We start from the raw sequence: 19,312 nt of genomic DNA on the forward strand, positions 1-19,312 counted from the left end.
ACAATGAATAGTAAATTTTATCCCAAACTTCTTGCCTTATGTGTAGCGAGCGCGATTTCCAGTGGCGTGAATGCTGATATTTTTATTTCTCAGTACGTTGAAGGCGGAAGCTACAACAAAGCTGTAGAGATTGCGAACACGGGTTCCTCTCAGGTCGATTTAACAGGTTATAAGTTGGCCAACTCATACAATGGTAGTGGCAACTGGGACAACAAACTCTCTCTTGACGGTCTTTCAATTGCCGCAAATCAAGTGATTGTCATTGCCAATACGAGAGCAAGTGATGCCATTAAAGCGTTAGCAGTAAAGCAAGATTCTTCAGTTGTAAATCACAACGGTGATGATCCATTAGCAATTCTAGATGCTAGTGATCAAGTGGTGGATATGATCGGTGTTATGGGTGATGTTGATTGGGGGAAAGATATCACTCTTGTTCGCAACTCTAATGGTCAGGCGGCGAGTTCAACATACAATAACAAGCACTGGAACAGCTTGGCAAAAGATGACATTACAGGCTTAGGCCAGCTTGATGTTCCCGCCGCACCAGAACCATTTAATTGTCAAGTCAATGGCAATTCACCAACCTTTACTAATATTGAGGCGATTCAGGGGAGTGGTGAACGCTCACCTCTTCTAGCTGATGGCACATACATAGGTACAGATGATGTTTATGTACAGGGTATTGTTTCTGCGGTCACTACTGGTCTAACAAAAGGTTTTTATCTGCACGCCCAAACTCCAGATAACGATCCTGCGACTTCAGATGGTTTATTCATCTCAACGGGAGAAGGAACCTCAGAGCTAAAAGCTGGCGATGTCGTATGTGTGAAAGGTAAAGTTCAGGAAGATTACAACAATACTCAATTGGCTTCGAATGGCGACAGTTATATTAAAACCGGAACCACAGAAGTCCCACACGGTGCGAAATTTGTTGTGAATGAAGGTGAAACTTTGCGTCAGGCTCTGGAGCGCTATGAAGGTATGCTGCTAGAGCTAGATGCTGACAGCAAACTGTTTGTTACTCGTAACTTCTCATACGACTATGACAGCAAACGCAATAACATGCTTCTTTCATATAAAGCACCACTATTTAAGCCAACTCAGTTATATGCGGCAGAAAGTGCTCAAGCGGTAGCGCTGGCGGATCAAAATAAGAATAGTCGAGTGTTCCTTGAGTCAGATGCCAAAGCTCCAAGTGGAAAGATTCCTTATTACCCAGATTTTGCCAAAGATATAGACCAAGATGGTTCCTCTGAATATCATATACGCTTGGGTTCGCGTCTGGAAGGATTAAAAGCAGTCGTAAACTACAGCTTTAATGAATATCGTCTTATTGCCACAAACGAGGTGACCAATAGCAACTTTGTGACTTCTGGAAAAGGATTCGACGTTTCTCGAACTTCTGCCCCAAGCATTGCCAAATCTGACTTGAGAGTTGCTAGCTTTAATGTGCTCAATTACTTTACTTCGGTTGCGGCAAGTGGAGATGCTAACCCGACGGGACAGAACAGAGGTGCAACCAAAAATGAAGAGTTTCTAATTCAGCAAGCTAAAATTGTGGCTGCGATGACGAAGATGGATGCTGACATTATTGGCTTGATGGAAGTAGAGAACAATGGTTTTGGGGACGGGAGTGCGATTAAGAGTCTTACTGATGCACTAAACGCAAAGATTGCCAATACCGAAGACCATTACAGCTTTGTTGAAATTGCTAAGGCAGACAAACATCAAGATGCGTACTTTGGTACAGATGCCATCATGGTTGCTATCTTATATCGTGCATCAGAAGTGACGCCTAAACAGGCAGCGCAGGTCATTGTTACTCCTGAACAGCATGTCGCCGAAAGCACCGTCACGCGTAGTGATGGTAATGGAGGAACTGAAACTAACAATCCTGCTTACGACAAGTACCAACGTCATAGCTTATTGCAAACGTTCACGCTTAAAGAAACTGGAGACGATTTATCTATCGTAGTCAATCACTTTAAATCAAAAGGCTCGAACTGTATTGAAGAGTGGATTGATAGAGCAGATAGAGAGCCCACGGATCTACAAGGAAACTGCAATAGATTCAGAGTTTCAGCTGCCAAAGCCGTAGGTGAAGCACTGAAAACCCTTCAAGGTGATGTATTGGTAATGGGAGATATGAATGCCTATGGCCTAGAAGATCCTCTGTTAGTTCTTACTGACTACAGCCAAGAAAAATATGGTCGAGAGGTGTTTACTGCGGGTTATACTACCCTAGGGAAAAATGCTGATGGTAGTAATGCTACTTATGAGCAAACGGGGTCCAAAATTACCCAAGGGTACGGGTATATTAATCTAGCGACTGCACTGCACGGCACTCACACATATTCATACACTTATGGAGGTGAATTGGGTAATTTAGATCATGCATTGGCAAACTCCAGTCTTGCGAATAAAGTTGTCGCAATTGAAGATTGGCATATCAACTCGGCAGAAACCAATATGTTTGAGTACAGCAGTAAGTACACAGCGGACATGCCAAAGTATAACGATGCCTACTCTGCGTCTGATCACGATCCAGTTGTCATTGCCATTGATCTACCGGATAAGAAAATTGAATTGCCTACGAATGGTGAGAAATTAACGGTTAATGTGACTCTACCCTTTAGTGCAAAAATTGATGACGTAGTAACAGTGACATTGACCCAAGAGAGTTCAACAGCGGCGTCAAGGTCAGCGGCACTGACTCAGGCAGATACGACTTACTTAGCTTCGGCTAAGGTAACTCAGGCTGATTTGGATAAACGCAGCATTGCTGTGAAATTTGATAAAACGCCAACGGCGGGTAGTTATAAAGTAGAGCAGAAGCTTAACGATACCATACTATATACTGGCAGTGTCACTATTGCTGAATCATCGGCTTCATCTACAACAAATACCGACGGTGGTAGTGTTGGTTTAGGCTTCTTGATGTTCCTATCAGGGCTAACAATGTGGAGACGCCGTAAGTAACTCCCTCTATATAGAAAGGCCAGTTTGACTGGTCTTTCTATAATTGTCTCTCTTGTACTTGAAAAAGTAATCATGTAGCTCAACAGTCAGCTATCTTCTTCTCTCTCCCTCTTGTTATTAACGACTTGTGTCTCAAGAGTGAGATGCGTGTTATCGACATGTATTGAAAATTTGACGACGCTTCAATTATTCATCATGTCTATGAGATCGAAATCTCACTGTCACTGAATGTAATTTTTAGTTTCATAAAAAACATCAACACTGGACATGATTTATTAAAAAGTAGTCACGAAAAAAGTGATTTGTAACACGCTTTCTCGTTGTGGAGCAACATTGAAAGCGATGCATGGTGGATAACATGAAACAAAAACTAACCCCAACGCTACTTGCAGCAGTGGTAGCAGGTGCTCTGTCTTCTCCAGCAATGGCAGACATTATTATTTCTCAGTATGTAGAAGGTGGCAGCAACAACAAAGCAATCGAGATTGCTAACACTGGTGATGCTTCTGTCTCTCTTGATGGCTATGAGCTAGCCAAATCAACCAATGGCAATGGTGAGTGGGGCAGCAAGCTGTCACTCAACGGCCAAGTGCTGGCAGCGAAAAGCGTACTGGTTGTTGCTCATACTAGCGCCAGCGACGACATTAAAGCGGTTGCGGACATCCTTAATGGCTCAGTAACGGGTTTCAATGGTAATGACCCAATGGCACTGCTGAAAAATGGCAGTGTGCATGATCTGCTAGGTGACATGGGTGGCTCTGACTTTGCAAAAGATACCACTTTAGTTCGCAACTCAGATGCGATGGCACCTTCCACAGCGCACAATGCTGCACAGTGGTCTTCACTGCCGAAAGATAGCATTGAAGGGTTAGGTACGTTGGATGGTGGCACAGCTCCAGAGCCATTCGCTTGTACTCAAGATGGCGCAGCGCCAACCTTTACTTCTATTCAAGAAATCCAGGGTGAAGGTGATACCTCTCCATTTATTAATGGCTACCCATACATCACAGACGAAGACTTCTTTGTTAAAGGTGTGGTTAGCGCCGTGACGACGGGCCTAACCAAAGGTTTCTACCTACAAGCACTAACTGATGACTACAACCCACAAACATCAGAAGGTTTGTTCGTTCACACTAACCAGTCTAGCTCAGAGCTAAAACCAGGCGATGTCGTGTGTGTGAAAGGTAAAGTTCAAGAATACTACAACCACACTCAGCTAAAGACAGAAAATAACAACTGGGTTAAGCAAGGTGAGCAAGCAGCGCCAACGGCGACGGATATCGAGATCCTGCCAACAGATAAAAACTTCGATCGCACGCTAGAGCGTTACGAAGGCATGCTAGTCAGAACTACTGAAGCGCTCGATATGCGTGTGACGCGTACTTTCGGCTACGATTACGCTGCTCGTCGTAACAACATGGTACTTGCGCAAGGTCGTATCAGCATGCAGCCAAACCAAAACTTTGCCGCAGGTTCAGAGCAAGCGAAACAACAGAGCATCGAAAACGCGGAGCGTCGTCTATACGTAGAATCTGATGCCAAAGCGCCAAACGGCTCTATCCCTTACTACCCAGATTTTGGCCGCACCGACGCAGACCAAGATGGTTCAACAGAAGATTACATCCGTGTTGACGATACGATTGTTGGTTTAGAAGGTGTAATCACTTACAGCTACGGCGATTACCGTCTAATCCCGACTAATACGTTAACCAGTGAAAGCTTCGTACGTAACGATCCACGTACTCAAGATATCGATATGAAAGAAGGCGACCTACGTATCGCGACTTTCAACGTCTTGAACTATTTCAACTCGCCGTTTGGTGGTGACACGAACCCACATGGTAACAACCGTGGTGCGAACAACTTTGAAGAGTTTGAAGTACAGCAAGCGAAGATCGTCAATGCGATTCTACGTCTAGACGCTGACATCATCGGCCTGATGGAAATCGAGAACAACGGCTTTGGTGAAAGCGGTGCGATTCGTCAGCTTGTAGACCAGCTAAACGCACGCATTGAAAACAAGAAAGATCGTTACGATATCGTCGCTATCGACAGCAATGGCGATAAAGTGACAGACGAAAATGATTACATTGGCACCGACGTTATCACAACAGGCGTTATCTACCGTCCTAAAGTGGTTAAGCTAAAAGAGTCTCGCGTTATCGCAATGCCAAGTCAGCAAGCACCTGAAGTGGTTGATGAAAACGGCAAAGTGATTGAAGACGGTAAGAACTACCAACGTGACTCTCTAGCGCCAACCTTTAAGGTTAAAGGGACCAAAGAGAAGATCACAGTGGCGATTAACCACTTCAAATCAAAAGGTTCTAAGTGTTGGGAAGATGCAGCACCAGTTGAGCAAGGCGGTCAGGGTGGTCAAGACCTAGATAAGCAAGGCTCATGTGAAAACTTCCGCGTTGCAGCGGCAGTGGCACTGGGTGATGCGCTGAAAGAGATTAAAGGCCACAAAGTTATCTTAGGTGATATGAACTCGTACGGCATGGAAGATCCAATGCTTGTTCTGACGGATTACAGCCAAGATAAGTACGGTAAGACAATCAAAGCGGCTCGTAACACATACATCGGCGGTGAAGTTCAGTACGGTGATGACGGTGCAGTGATTACTCACAACTACGGTTACATCAATGCCGTCGCGAAAGCGCATCCAAACAGCTGGAGCTACTCATTCAATGATGAAGTGGGCGCACTTGACCACCTATTGATCAGCCCAAGTCTAGAGAAGCACTTTGTTGATGCAACAGACTGGCACATCAATGGTGGTGAATCTACGCTGTTCGATTACAACGATGAGTACAAAGGTGACCTACCTAAGTACCAAGATCACTTCCGTTCTTCTGACCACGATCCAGCAGTTCTAGAGCTAAACATGGCAGGTTCATTCGGCTTCGGCGCAATGATGTCTCTGTTCGGCCTAGCGCTATGGCGTCGTCGTAAGTAATCACTCTACAACAAAAAATCGAAGGGCAGGTGAGTAATCACCTGCCCTTTTACATTGTGATAATCTGATCAAGTTAATGATTTATCTGCTATTTTTATATCGCGATCTATATCATGTCGATTGTAATGATAACTTGAATGTATATAAATTGAATGTACTGTGCTCTTAATTTATAAAGCGCCCAATGCTCCACCATTAAGTATCACAGTCGGTGGAAAACAATAGTTTTGAAAGTGACGATTAATAATCCGAACAGATAGGTGACATTTTTGCTCGGCTAGAGTTGCTGTAGGCAGGGGCTGGTTAGAGTACTTAAGCACTGAATGTATTTCCAATAAAGATACTGTACTAAACGTGCTCATAATGTGAAATTTGAGATAACGTCACCACTATGAAAAAAATATTGAAGACCCATGTAGGAAACTTGAAAGGGCATCTAAGGTTATACAACGCCACTTTGGATAGTTTTCTTGGTACTAATGAATTCTCAATGAACAATGCAGGGAGAGATCGGTTTGGTTTTGAAACAGGTTATGAGGATCAAATTAAGTTATTCGCTATAGGTAATCATTTACCTTCAGTTTCTAAGCAAGAAGTCAGCGATCATTTATTTACTGCTCAGCAATACTTAATGTTATGGCAACATGCGCTAATACAACCAGTAGGAGAGATTGTTCCTTTCACTTATCAAGGGGTAGATTTCGCTATCCCTACGAGTGGGAAAATACAATCAATCCCTTCTCTTGAATGGCTAGAAATGATCTATCTCACGATCGTTACGGGGCGTTACCAAGATCTAAATTTACTCATGGATTTACTTAACAGTGGTCAGGTGTTTTCTCCATCTGAATTGCAGGCGCTCCACTGTGAAATTGTCTTGCATATGCTGGGGCTAAAAGACAGTGAAGATATTTCTGCTGCAATCAATCAACTGACCACTCTTATTGTTAGTAAAGAGAGCTTAAGTCAAGGTAAATGGGCACCTGTCCATGCTATTACCATCACGCTTGGCTTTTTTGATGTGATGAAAACCGTGCACCAGCAAGATCAAGACGCCTATCGTAAGGCTATGTATCGTGCTTTGGAAATGCACAAAGAGTGGTGGACGCATGACAAGGACTTTAGTCAAATCGCTCAAGGTTATGTTGCTATGCCATTACTGGCTGCAGCCAAGTATGCGTATGAGAAGTATGGCTTTACGCTAGATTTTGAATGCGGCTATCTCCCTAGCTATATATACCTGAGTTAGCTACTTCAATATTTGAGCGCTAAGTAAGCCAGCTAAAAGTCTAAGGATTGAGTACTAGCAATGACAAACCTTCATTTATCAATCGTTCGCATAAGCTCATCGATGATGGCTTTAATAAAGGCAATGGCAAGCGGAAACAGTACAAAGAGAAGGCATTTCAACCAGATGAAAAAATGTACCTTAGAACACCATGTGATTGAGTACTGTCAACGAAATTGGGGAGATGATTACTCCTTACTTAAGTTGAAGCAGTGGTTAGAACCGTTGATAAATATGACCCCGTGTAGGGATGACCTTGAGGGGCTAGCGCCTAAAGAATATCAGTTTAGTTGTATTACTCAGCAAGAGTGGCACCTTGAAGTATTGGGAAAGCGGCTTATTAATGGGGACCCAAAATCGCATTTAGAGTGGCACCTAAAACTTATCTACCACTTAGGGCAAGCATATTTTCGAATGACATTTAATGCAGGCACAGAGGTCCCAATCAATGTCAATCAGCATTGTTATTCTGCGGTTGGTAAGGTTTACGATAGCAGCTTAGGCTTAGATGATTGGGTTGTCCCATTTTCAGCGGCATTAATTCTTCAAGATTACAATGGTGCCTTGGAACTATGCGAAATGAATGATTCTTTCATTGATGCTGATATTTTTACCGCAAGCTCTGCAGACAAGCAATTTGATAAAGCCATGTTACGGTTATTGAAAGGAGTTTTGCATCCAGAATCTGATATAGAAGCGCTACTGAAGGATGCGGCACAAAAAGTCTTTGACCCTCAGGCGATTGGCTCCACCAGAAAAGGAGTCGATCACAGAGTGGAAGAGGTGCAATATCGCTACTTGCCGCTAATCTCTTTGATTCATGCGATGTACAGTTCTGACAGGGAAACCTTGTACCCAGAGAAACTAAAAGAAGCCCTAGAGGATCATAAAACATACTGGATGAGGAATGAACCACAGCATGATAATGCTTATGTCTCTAAACAATGGATGGCCATGCTAATCACTGCTCTTGCTTCTTTGGCTTATCATCGTTGGGGGCTTGAGCCATGCGTCGATACTCTATATATGCCTGAGTGGATGGTAAAAGGGGACATAAGCCCAGAATTTAAGAGCAAAGAAGAAGTATTTGCTTTGGCGAAGACAGAATAATCCTTTGGTTTGATAATCTTTTCTTGAATACCACGATATTCAACGAACCCAATCTCGATTAAGAAGGTGAACGAGGCATTTAATAATGTATAGTAAAGTACAACATCATATTGAGCTTAATCCTACCTATGTAGAGCGAGTGCACTCTAGACTTCCCGATAGTTTGGTTAAATTTTATAACAATCAACAGTCTGGTATAAGAAAGAAGCCGGAGAATGCAAGCATAGGAGGCGAACAAGCAATAGGGATACTTGGCGAGTTGCAGCGTTTCGACTGGGATAAGCCGACGGCTCAATGGCTTCTTCAAGAGGCAGCTGAACTGATGACAGTTGGCTTTAGCATTGCTCTGAACCCTGATAAGCAGGTTATGTGCCAGTATGCTGGCTTTCTGTTTGAGGCTGAGGGGCAAACTAACCAAACTTCCAGAGACTTTTTCTCTTGGCTAAATGCATTTTGTCTCGCACTTATAACTCGTGATAAAGAGTTACTTGAAACAATCTGGTTATTTGAAGAGTCAAATATTGTTACAGAGCCCGGTGGGTGGTCGTTTGACCCTGAACATCGTTTCATTAAATCACTACTGGCTATGCTGAAAGGGATGTTTAACCCTAATGCAGATATGTCTGCGCTTATCAAAACAGCTGCCGAAATGTCTGCACCTGAATACATCGACCCCTTGTGGCGTGATGAAGCGAATCACCTTTATGTGCCTTTAATACCACTTGTGGCATCAATGTATACCTCAGATCGAAACGAAGCTTACCCCCAGGCTTTAGAGCAAGCTATCCGGACTTACCGAGCTTACTTCGATTTACCTGCTCCAGACGACTCCCCTAGTTTTGGTTGGAATTCATCGCAGTGGGTATCTTTTCCCATAACCGCTTTAGCGTCGCTCGCGTTTCAACGTTATGGTTTGGAGCCGCAAGTAGAGAGTTACTACTTACCTCTTTGGTGGGTTAAAGGAGATATTCCAAATCACAGACTGAGAGCAGAAGACGTTTTGGACAATTTGTAGGTGCTATTTTTTAAGTACCAATGCCGCGAAACCATTTCATTAGGCCTGACCACGATCCAGCAGTTCTAGAGTTAAACATGGCAGGTTCATTCAGCTTCGGCGCAATGATGTCTCTTTTCGGCCTAGCGCTATGGCGTCGTCGTAAGTAATAGGCTTCCTTTAGCCAAAACGAAATCCGCCACTTTATGTGGCGGATTTTATTTTATAGGTACTGATCTTCTTCTAAACAGCGCTGCTCGTCGTAGGCGTCGTAGCGACCGCGTGGTCCCTTAAAGTGGATACTAACGACCATCCCTTTCTCTACAAAATAACGTAGGTTATCGCAGGAGACTTTTCGCCCCCAGCTTTTTACTGTACTCGTGCGCCAGTAATACCCAGACGGCAGAGATTCCTCTGTTGAGATGATGCCGTCATCGGATACTTTGAAGTCTTTCCATTCCGCTAGGGCTTTTTGGGCTTCGTTAATAGTTTCCTTGCTTGCAGTCGGTGTAGGGACCTCTGGTGATAGAGTTTGGCAAGCCGAAAGAGTTAGTACTGCAAGAGCGCTAACAAGTAATGGTTTTAGTTTCATTTGAATCTCTTAATTGTATTTGAATAGACCTAGCCCTTATCGAGCATCAGGATGATATTACAAATGTGTTTTATGTATATAAAATCGTTGAACATTTGTGTTCTTTATCAATTGTTTTTTGACAGTTGAAGATGAAATTATCTTTCTGATAACGCTTGCCTTTCTTGCCCTGTATTGCACAATACCGCCCCTAACCAAGAAATTTATCAACGCTAGTCTCCGAGTAATGCTGTTAATCATCGATAATTACGACTCTTTTACCTACAACCTGTACCAGTATTTTTGTGAGCTGGGCGCAGAGGTTAAGGTAGTGCGTAATGATGAAATCACGCTTGAAGAGATAGAGGCGTTGAATCCTACCCATTTGGTTATCTCTCCGGGGCCCTGTACGCCCAATGAAGCGGGTATTTCGTTAAGTGCAATTGAGCATTTTGCGGGAAAGTTGCCGATTCTTGGTGTTTGCTTAGGCCATCAGGCGATTGCGCAGGTGTTTGGCGGGGAAGTGGTACGTGCTAGGCAGGTAATGCATGGAAAAACGTCCCCAATTCGTCACAATGATCGCAGTGTGTTTTCCACGCTCAATAATCCGCTGACAGTAACGCGTTATCACTCACTTGTGGTTAAGAACGGCTCTTTACCAGATTGTTTTGAGCTTACCGCCTGGACAGAGCTTGAAGATGGCTCGATGGATGAGATCATGGGGTACCAACACAAAACCTTGCCGATTGATGCGGTACAGTTCCATCCTGAGTCGATTAAAACAGAGCAAGGCCACCAGATCCTCGCTAACTTTTTGGCTCGCCAGCCACTTTAAAACGCTCTCTTTGACCGTCTTTTGTCTGGTTAAAGCCTGACTTAGATCACTATTTTTAACATTTCCTTCATAATTCACCATGCGGATATTTTGTGAAAAAGTATGCGCAGAGTTTGTCGCGTCTACGCTAGAGCCCTTATCCGGACTATGATTAACCATAGCTTATCGTAGCTATAAGAATATATTGCTTCATAAAAGTAGAGGCGTGATGCATAAATACGCATAGGTAGTGACTATCAGACTCCGCAGTGGGCACTAAAAAGAATAAATCACTATTGAAATGGTTAATTAAATGTAAATACAATGCCGTGATTGCTTAATAGCAAAACAATATCTTATTTCATTGAATAGAAGTAAGGACACCATATTCGCTATGCATGCGGTATCAAGAGGGAATGTGCAATGACTGTAGAAAATAACGTAGAACGCGGTTTGTTTGATGAGGTAATGGTACCTTGTTATAACCCAATGGAAATGATTCCAGTAAAAGGCGAGGGTGCTCGCGTTTGGGATCAGCAAGGTAAGGAATACATCGACTTTGCTGGTGGTATCGCCGTGAGCTGTTTAGGTCATTGTCATCCTGCAATGGTGAATGCGTTAACTGAACAAGGCCAAAAGCTTTGGCATTTAAGTAACGTAATGACTAACGAGCCTGCGCTTCGTCTCGCTAAAAAGCTTACTGAAGTCAGCTTTGCGGAGAAAGTGTTCTTTGCTAACTCAGGTGCAGAGGCAAACGAAGCGGCTCTGAAACTAGCGCGCCGTTATGCAGCTGATAAGTTTGGCCCAGAAAAATCAGAAATCATCGCATTTAAACAAGGTTTCCATGGCCGTACTTTCTTTACTGTAACTGTTGGTGGTCAAGCGGCTTACTCTGATGGTTTTGGTCCTAAGCCAGGTGATGTCACTCACTTACCATACAATGATGTTGAAGCACTTCGTGAGCATATCTCAGATCGCACTTGTGCCATCATGATGGAACCACTTCAGGGCGAAGGCGGCATCATTTCTCCAACTGACGAATTTGTTCAGACAGTTCGTGAGCTATGTGACAAGCATAATGCTCTACTGATTTTTGATGAAGTACAGACAGGTAACGGTCGTACTGGTCAATTCTACGCATACCAAGGTCTGGGTGTGACTCCAGATATTCTAAGCACAGCTAAGTCTTTAGGCGGCGGTTTCCCTATTGGCGCAATGCTAACTACTACTGAGCTATCTAAGCACCTGAAAGTCGGCACTCATGGTTCGACTTACGGTGGTAACCCACTAGCGTGTGCGGTTGCTGAAGCCGTGGTTGATGTTGTCAGTGCACCAGAAACATTGGCCGGCGTTGCAGAGCGTGAAGCCCTGTTCCGCGAAGGCCTAGCTAAACTGAATGATAAATACAATATGTTCGCGGAAGTTCGCGGCAAAGGCCTTCTTTTAGGTGCTGCGCTTAACGATGAGTGGCAAGGCCGCGCACGTGATGTGTTAGTCGCTGCAGGTAAAGAAGGTCTGATGGTTCTAGTGGCAGGTGCAAACGTAGTTCGTTTCACACCATCACTAGTGATCAGCACGGAAGAAATTAACGAAGGACTTGCGCGACTAGATAAAGCTCTAGCGACGCTAGTTAAATAAGAAATACCTAGTCTAGTGCTCATATCGATATAAACAGTGTCATCCTCAAGAGGGAAGCACGACCGAGTTGGGGATCTCTTGCATCGTGTTGAGAGATTCCCTATCACGATCGTTCCTTACTGTAGGGAATGACAAAAGTGAAAGTAAAAAACGATAACCAATGAGTACTAGCGCTCACTACATCAGGAGGGAGTTTTGATGCTGGTTGTTCGCCCTATCGCAATGTCGGATTACGATGCGCTGCATACATGCGCAGTGGAATCGGGTCACGGATTCACATCTCTACCGGTTAACGAAGAACTGTTAACCAATCGCATTACCCATTCAGAATATAGTTTTACCAAGCCGGACGTAAACGAGCCGGGTGATGAAGGCTATCTCATGGTTGGCTTTGATAATGAGACTGGCGAAGTCGCTGGTTGTACCGGGATTGAAGCCTCCATTGGTTGGGATGTGCCTTTTTACTCTTACCATATCAGTACCGTCGTTCACTCATCGCCAAAACTGGGTGTGAATAACGTGGTTAAGCTACTGACATTCGGTAACAACTACACTGGTTGTAGTGAAATTTGTACTCTGTTCTTAAGACCTTCTTTCCGTCAGGGCTTGAATGGCCGCTTGATGTCGAAGTGTCGTTTTCTAATGATGGCAGAGCATCCGGAAAGATTCTCGAAAACGGTCTTTGCTGAGATGCGCGGTGTATCAGATGAAGAAGGTAACTCACCATTTTGGCAATGGCTACAAGAGCATTTCTTCTCGATTGATTTCACTATGGCTGATTACCTCACTGGTATCGGCAAGAAAGGCTTTATTGCTGACCTTATGCCTAAGCTGCCAATTTACATCAACCTACTGAGCAAAGAGGCTCAAGCGGTGATTGGTCAAGTGCATGAAAACACTAAGCCAGCGTTACGCCTGCTAGAAAAAGAAGGCTTTACGTGTCGTAACTACGTCGACATCTTTGATGGCGGCCCAACGGTTGAGTGTGATGTACGCAATATCGAGTCGGTCCGTCACTCATTTAGAGCAAAAGTCACTATCGCGGAACACACCAGTTCTCAAAACTACTTGATCTCAAACACGTCGTTTGAAGACTTTCGCGCAACTGCGGCGAAAGCGGCTTACGATCAGGCTTCAGATTCAGTGATTTTGTCTCCTGAAGTGGCTAATGCCCTCAAAGTTAACGAAGGCGAATTCGTTCGCATGTTGGCTCAATAGAGCTTTGTATTAAGGAAAATGTGAAGGAACAAGCTATGACACATTGGATTGCTGGCGAATGGGTTGCAGGTCAAGGTGAGTCGATGAACTCACAAAGCCCATACAACAACGAAGTTATCTGGCAGGGCGACAGCGCAACACCGCAGCAAGTTGAGCAAGCGGTGTCAGCGGCACGCAGTGCATTCGTTGGCTGGAAAAAACTAAGCTTTGCTGAGCGTGAAGCGATCGTTCTCGCTTTTGCTGAAAAGGTAAAAGAGAACAGCGAACAAATCGCAGAAATTATCGCTAAAGAAACCGGTAAGCCAATTTGGGAAACGCGTACTGAAGCTGCGGCAATGGCAGGTAAGATTGCAATTTCAATTCGAGCTTACCATGACCGCACCGGTGAAGCTCAACGTGAAGCAGCAGGGAACCAAATCGTCCTTCGTCATCGCCCATTAGGTGTCATGGCGGTGTTTGGCCCATATAACTTCCCTGGGCACCTACCAAACGGTCATATCGTTCCTGCGCTACTGGCAGGTAATACCGTGGTATTTAAGCCGTCAGAGCAAACACCGCTAACCGGTGAGTTTGCCATGAAACTGTGGGATCAAGTTGGTCTGCCGAAAGGGGTGATCAACCTAGTGCAAGGTGCTAAAGAAACCGGTATCGCACTGGCTGATTCTAAAGGCTTAGATGGCGTGCTATTCACAGGTAGCGCGAATACAGGTCATATCCTGCATAAGCAGTTTGCCGGCCAACCGGGTAAGATGCTCGCGCTAGAAATGGGTGGTAACAACCCAATGGTGATCTCTGAAAATTACGGAGAGTTGGACGCGACCGTCTACACCATCATTCAATCAGCGTTTATCAGCGCGGGTCAACGTTGTACTTGTGCTCGCCGTTTGTATGTTCCAGTTGGTGACAAAGGTGACTTACTGGTCAGCAAGCTAGTGGCAGCAACCAATAAGATTCGTGTCGATCAGCCATTTGCTGAGCCAGCACCATTTATGGGCCCTCAGATCTCTAAAGCGGCTGCTGATTTTATTCTTGCTGCTCAAGCAAATCTACAAAAGTTAGGTGGCGAGAGCTTAATTGAAGCTAAAGCCGGAGAAGCTGCATTTGTAACACCTGGCATTATTGATGTTACCGCGATTGCTGAGCTACCAGATGAAGAGTACTTCGGCCCACTACTACAAGTGGTGCGTTATCAAGGTCTAGAGAAAGCGGTTGAGTTAGCCAACGATACTCGCTTTGGTCTATCAGCAGGCTTAGTTTCTACTGACGATGGTGAGTGGGAATACTTTGTCGACCATATTCGTGCTGGCATCGTAAACCGCAATCGCCAGTTAACTGGTGCAAGTGGTGATGCGCCATTTGGTGGCCCGGGCGCGTCAGGTAACTTACGCCCAAGTGCTTACTACGCAGCAGATTACTGTGCTTACCCTATGGCTTCGATGGAAGGAGGAGAAACACTTCTTCCTGCAACGCTAAGCCCAGGTGTTGAACTATAAAAAACGATAAATTTTAGGGAATTCCCTTCTCGCCTCCCCGAGCCGGGAGGCTTTTGAAACGTCACAGGCTGAAGGCTATCTGATCAAACTTTCTGGACACATTTGGTTAGATGGCCTTTTTTATAATTAAACAGATAACAACTCATACTCCATTTACGTAAACCACCCCTACAAGGAGGCGTTATGACGCCAGATGTTTTATTCCAACAGTTATGGAATGACTATATTCAACGCTTATGTCCCTCTGCTGAACAAGTCCACCAACTTCTGCAAGAAGACGAAGCGCTGATCAATGACCACATTGCTCTGCGCACTTTCAATGTAGAACCTCTGGGCATTGCGACCCTTGCACAACCATTCTTAGACGTAGGCTACAAGCCATGCGGTGACTATGTGTTTGAAAGCAAAAAGCTTGTTGCCAAACATTATGAGCACCCGGACACAAAACAGCCAAAAGTGTTCATCAGTGAATTGAAGGTTGAAGAGTGTTCAGCCGAGCTACAAGCTATTGTCGCTAAGCTTGTCGAGCAATTGGACACCAGCAAGCTAAAAGGTCATGAGTTCTTGTATGGCGGTCGTTTGTGGGACATTAGCTTTGCTGACTTCCAGACGTTAGCTAAAGAAAGTGAGTACGCTTCTTGGCTGGCAGCGCATGGTTACGGCGCCAACCACTTTACTGTTAGCGTCAATCAGCTCAATGCATTTGAAGAAGTGAAAGGCGTCAATGACCACCTACGCGATTCCGGCTTTACCATCAATGAGTTTGGTGGCGAAGTGAAGGGGTCTCCTGATGTGCTGCTAGAGCAATCTTCAACGATGGCGGATAAAGTTGTGGTAACCTTCACCGAAGGTACAGAGATTATCCCTGGCGGTTTCTACGAGTTTGCTAAGCGCTACCCAATGAGCAACGGTGAACTTTATCCAGGATTTGTCGCAGCTTCTGCTGACAAGATCTTCGAGAGTACTAACGGCTAGGAAGAGCTGAGAACGGGCTGCGCCCTAGAGATGCGGGAACGCTGCGCTTCGAGAGAGTTTGATCTCGGATGTGGAAAGGTGTTCTAGAAGGACGAAGTCCGTTCCGTAGCACTGCGTTCCCGATTCTCGCATCCGATAATCCGATATAAACAAAAAGCCACCAATGTCTCCATTGGTGGCTTTTAAAATTTTAGCGGTTAATCGAAATTAACGAGTACCGTAAACCACGATAGTTTTACCGTGTGCAGAAATTAGGTTCTGCTCTTCTAGCATCTTTAAGATACGACCTACTGTCTCACGAGAACAGCCAACGATTTGACCGATTTCTTGACGAGTGATCTTAATCTGCATGCCATCTGGGTGAGTCATCGCATCTGGTTGCTTCGCTAGGTTTAGTAGCGTTTGAGCAATACGGCCAGTTACGTCTAGGAATGCTAGGTCACCTACTTTTTGGCTAGTCACTTGTAGGCGGCTTGCCATTTGCGCAGATAAGCGCATTAGGATGTCTGGGTTTACTTGGATAAGCTGACGGAATTTCTTAAATGAGATTTCCGCAACTTCACAAGGAGATTTAGCACGAACCCATGCTGTACGCTCTTGGTCTTCTTCGAATAGACCAAGTTCACCGATAAAGTCACCTTGGTTTAGGTAAGAAAGGATCATTTCCTTACCTTCTTCGTCTTTAATAAGAACCGCTACTGAACCTTTTACGATGTAGTACAAAGTTTCAGCTTTCTCGCCCGCGTGAATTAGCGTGCTTTTTGAAGGGTACTTATGAATATGACAATGTGAAAGAAACCACTCTAATGTTGGGTCGGTTTGAGGTTTACCTAGAACCATAATATCTCACTTCCTCTGCAGGGTACGCTTGCCGCTTTCCATATTTTAGCTAAGCCTTAATCAAGACCTACTAGGATAAGAGCACTTTACAAATGCTGCAAGCCAACTTGTGTTTCGGTAAGAAATAGTATCCTTTTTCGAAAACGATTTCTTGATTTTAATCGGGTACAACTGGGGTTTTAGTACGCAAAACTGTGCACATGATCACGGTATGAAAAGTAATCGTGTTCTAGCTGAGGGTATTAACCAATTTTGCCCGTTTCGATGAGCTGTTGAAGTATCGGTTTAACGATTAGCTCCATGGCAAAACTCATCTTACCGCCAGGGACAACAATCGTGTTATGACGCGACATAAATGCCCCATCAATCATTGCCAGTAGATATGGGTAATCTACGTTTTTAATGCCTCGTAATCGAATAACAACAAAACTCTCATCTAAACTCGGAATGCCTTTGGCGTTAAGCGGGTTAGATGTGTCGACGGTAGGGACACGCTGAAAGTTAATATGAGTACGAGAAAATTGGGGGGTAATGTAGTTCAGGTAGTCATCCATGGAGCGGACGATAGAGTCCATCACCGCTTCACGCGAGTGACCACGATCGCGGGTATCACGAACGAATTTCTGAATCCATTCAAGGTTCACGATAGGCACCATGCCAATCAGAAAATCAACATGCTGTGATACGTTAACCTCGCCATCGACAACACCGCCATGCAGACCTTCATAAAACAGGACGTCGGAGTTTTCTGGCAGATCTTGCCAAGGCGTAAAGGTGCCTGGCATTTGGTTGTATGGAACCGCTTCATCGAAAGTATGCAGGTAACGGCGGATTTGACCGACGCCTTCTTGACCGTACTTGCGGAAGAACTCTTCAAGTCCATTGAAGTCGTTCGCCTGAGGGCCAAAGTAACTGATATGGCGACCCTGCTCACGTGCCTTTCGGATTTCGACATCCATTTCAGGGCGCGTAAAGCGGTGGAAGCTATCGCCTTCAACCCAAGCGGGTTTGACGTCCATCATATTGAACATCTTGCGGAAAGCTTCAGAAGTCGTTGTGGTACCAGCTCCAGAGGAACCAGTGACCGCAATAATCGGGTGTTTTGCTGACATGACAAACCTTGTCGTAATCTAATCCTTTAAACGAAAACCACTATAGCACGCTTTAGTGGTCAGTCACTGTATGCGATGCGCTAAAGTACTAAAACTTTCGTTTGAGTTGAATATCGACGGTTTCGTGCAGTTCTGAGAAGACAACAACCGCTTCCCCTGATTCCAACTGGGTACGTATCTGGTCGATTTTGTTTTGCAGCGAGATCTCGACATCCCCGTAGTCAGTCCCTTCACGCAGGACAAATTCCCGAATGAGATTTTCTAGTGTTGCTGGCTCGATTTGTTGCCATGGAACGATCATAAATACCTCTTTATTTTATGATTTAGGCCAAGGTGATTGGCTACGCGGAGAGAGCCAAACTTTCATAGTATGCAGGTAGTGCCTCTTCGAGCCAAAACCTCGGTTTTAACGCACTGCCGGTAACAAAACCAACATGCCCACCTTGTTCAAACAGTCGGTAGTCAATGTTATCAGGCAAGACATATTTGGGAATCACAGCATCGGTCATGAACGGATCGTCTTTCGCATGTATGATCTGTGTGGGTAGAGTGATTTCTTTTAGGCGATGGATGCCCGAGCAGCGCTGATAATAGTCTTCTGCGTCCTTGAAACCATGCAGCGGGGCGGTGATTAGGTCGTCAAACTCGTACAGTTTAGTTACGCGTTTGATGTTTTGATAGCTCAAGCCAAGCTCTCCTTTCAGCAGTTGATGCTTTTGCAGTGCGCTTTTCTTCAGCGATGACAGGAGATAATTTTTATACAGCTTGGAAAAGCCTTGTTCGATGCGCTCAGAGCAGGCAGACAGGTCTAGTGGCGCAGACACTATGGTGGCGGCATCAATCAGAGGCTCTTGATTGTACTTGGCAAGGTAGTTGGCCAGCATATTGCCGCCAAGAGAAATTCCTACCGCGACTTTAGTTTGGTGTGGGAACAGCGAATCTAGATGTTCAAGGAAGAAACGGGCGTCTTCCACTTCACCTGAGTGATAGGCGCGAGCAAGTTTGTTGGGTTTACCGCTACAGCCACGAAAATGCATCATCACCGACAGCCAGCCTTGCTTTGCAAAAGCGTCCATTAAACCATTAGCATACGGGCTGTAGAAACATCCTTCCAAACCGTGGAACAAAACAAAAATCGGCTTGCTTTTGGCTGACTTGCCATTGATATCTTCACTCCAAGCGATATCGAGGAAGTCTCCATCCGGAGTATCTAAAGTTTGCCAGATTGGTTCAAACAGGGCTTTTTTGCGAATAAAGCGCGGAGCAAGCGTTTGTAGGTGTGGGTTGGCTAATCCTTTAGCGGCAACAAAATGAGTCATAACGG

Annotated in this window: 15 protein-coding genes and 1 pseudogene; 11 read left to right on the forward strand and 5 right to left on the reverse strand. The window is 44.8% G+C overall.

Annotated elements, in window-relative coordinates; translation table 11 throughout:
* Nucleotides 1-3 precede the first annotated feature (3 nt).
* The 6 genes and pseudogenes from IX91_RS01005 to IX91_RS26930 form a co-directional block, all read left to right on the forward strand.
* Entirely contained in the window at nucleotides 4-2,979 is a 2,976-nt protein-coding gene (locus IX91_RS01005) for an ExeM/NucH family extracellular endonuclease (RefSeq protein WP_038197112.1), read from the forward strand.
* A 358-nt stretch (nucleotides 2,980-3,337) separates the two neighbouring features.
* Complete coding sequence (locus IX91_RS01010; RefSeq protein WP_004745842.1) at nucleotides 3,338-5,935, forward strand: ExeM/NucH family extracellular endonuclease; 2,598 nt, start codon at nucleotides 3,338-3,340, stop codon at nucleotides 5,933-5,935.
* 391 nt (nucleotides 5,936-6,326) lie between these two features.
* Nucleotides 6,327-7,184: an Imm49 family immunity protein gene (locus IX91_RS01015; protein WP_236642830.1), complete on the forward strand. Its 858-nt coding sequence runs from the start codon at nucleotides 6,327-6,329 to the stop codon at nucleotides 7,182-7,184.
* A gap of 165 nt (nucleotides 7,185-7,349) precedes the next feature.
* On the forward strand, nucleotides 7,350-8,333 hold the full coding sequence (locus tag IX91_RS01020; RefSeq protein ID WP_004745844.1) for an Imm49 family immunity protein: 984 nt from the start codon (nucleotides 7,350-7,352) through the stop codon (nucleotides 8,331-8,333).
* Between the two features lie 85 nt (nucleotides 8,334-8,418).
* Nucleotides 8,419-9,348, forward strand: coding sequence for an immunity 49 family protein (locus IX91_RS01025; protein WP_004745845.1), 930 nt, complete (start codon nucleotides 8,419-8,421; stop codon nucleotides 9,346-9,348).
* Between the two features lie 32 nt (nucleotides 9,349-9,380).
* Nucleotides 9,381-9,497 (forward strand): annotated as a pseudogene (locus tag IX91_RS26930) (GlyGly-CTERM sorting domain-containing protein); the annotation flags it as partial.
* A gap of 53 nt (nucleotides 9,498-9,550) precedes the next feature.
* Here the strand turns inward: IX91_RS26930 and IX91_RS01030 are convergent.
* Nucleotides 9,551-9,919 (reverse strand): hypothetical protein, encoded by a 369-nt coding sequence (locus tag IX91_RS01030; RefSeq protein WP_004745846.1) that lies wholly within the window; start codon nucleotides 9,917-9,919, stop codon nucleotides 9,551-9,553.
* A 226-nt stretch (nucleotides 9,920-10,145) separates the two neighbouring features.
* Here IX91_RS01030 and IX91_RS01035 point away from each other — a divergent pair, with 226 nt between their 5' ends.
* From IX91_RS01035 to IX91_RS01055, 5 genes are all read left to right on the forward strand, one after another.
* Nucleotides 10,146-10,733, forward strand: coding sequence for an aminodeoxychorismate/anthranilate synthase component II (locus IX91_RS01035; protein ID WP_004745847.1), 588 nt, complete (start codon nucleotides 10,146-10,148; stop codon nucleotides 10,731-10,733).
* 402 nt (nucleotides 10,734-11,135) lie between these two features.
* Nucleotides 11,136-12,350, forward strand: a complete 1,215-nt coding sequence (locus IX91_RS01040; protein ID WP_004745848.1) for an aspartate aminotransferase family protein — start codon at nucleotides 11,136-11,138, stop codon at nucleotides 12,348-12,350.
* A 198-nt stretch (nucleotides 12,351-12,548) separates the two neighbouring features.
* Nucleotides 12,549-13,568: an arginine N-succinyltransferase gene (astA, locus tag IX91_RS01045; RefSeq protein WP_004745849.1), complete on the forward strand. Its 1,020-nt coding sequence runs from the start codon at nucleotides 12,549-12,551 to the stop codon at nucleotides 13,566-13,568.
* Nucleotides 13,569-13,603: 35 nt separating this feature from the next.
* Nucleotides 13,604-15,061, forward strand: coding sequence for a succinylglutamate-semialdehyde dehydrogenase (astD, locus tag IX91_RS01050; protein ID WP_004745850.1), 1,458 nt, complete (start codon nucleotides 13,604-13,606; stop codon nucleotides 15,059-15,061).
* Between the two features lie 183 nt (nucleotides 15,062-15,244).
* Nucleotides 15,245-16,036: a DUF1338 domain-containing protein gene (locus tag IX91_RS01055; protein WP_004745851.1), complete on the forward strand. Its 792-nt coding sequence runs from the start codon at nucleotides 15,245-15,247 to the stop codon at nucleotides 16,034-16,036.
* 207 nt (nucleotides 16,037-16,243) lie between these two features.
* Here IX91_RS01055 and crp read toward each other — a convergent pair whose 3' ends face one another.
* The 4 genes from crp to IX91_RS01075 all read right to left on the reverse strand — a co-directional run bounded on the left by crp (nucleotide 16,244) and on the right by IX91_RS01075 (nucleotide 19,307).
* Entirely contained in the window at nucleotides 16,244-16,876 is a 633-nt protein-coding gene (gene crp, locus IX91_RS01060; RefSeq protein ID WP_004410522.1) for a cAMP-activated global transcriptional regulator CRP, read from the reverse strand.
* A 242-nt stretch (nucleotides 16,877-17,118) separates the two neighbouring features.
* On the reverse strand, nucleotides 17,119-17,988 hold the full coding sequence (locus IX91_RS01065; protein WP_004745852.1) for a phosphoribulokinase: 870 nt from the start codon (nucleotides 17,986-17,988) through the stop codon (nucleotides 17,119-17,121).
* An 88-nt stretch (nucleotides 17,989-18,076) separates the two neighbouring features.
* A complete protein-coding gene (locus tag IX91_RS01070; protein ID WP_004745853.1) occupies nucleotides 18,077-18,289 on the reverse strand; it encodes a YheU family protein in 213 nt (70 codons plus the stop codon).
* A gap of 40 nt (nucleotides 18,290-18,329) precedes the next feature.
* Complete coding sequence (locus IX91_RS01075) at nucleotides 18,330-19,307, reverse strand: hydrolase (protein WP_004745854.1); 978 nt, start codon at nucleotides 19,305-19,307, stop codon at nucleotides 18,330-18,332.
* Between the last annotated feature and the right edge of the window lie 5 nt (nucleotides 19,308-19,312).

This window comes from Vibrio tubiashii ATCC 19109 (assembly GCF_000772105.1).
GTDB classification, from domain to species: domain Bacteria; phylum Pseudomonadota; class Gammaproteobacteria; order Enterobacterales; family Vibrionaceae; genus Vibrio; species Vibrio tubiashii.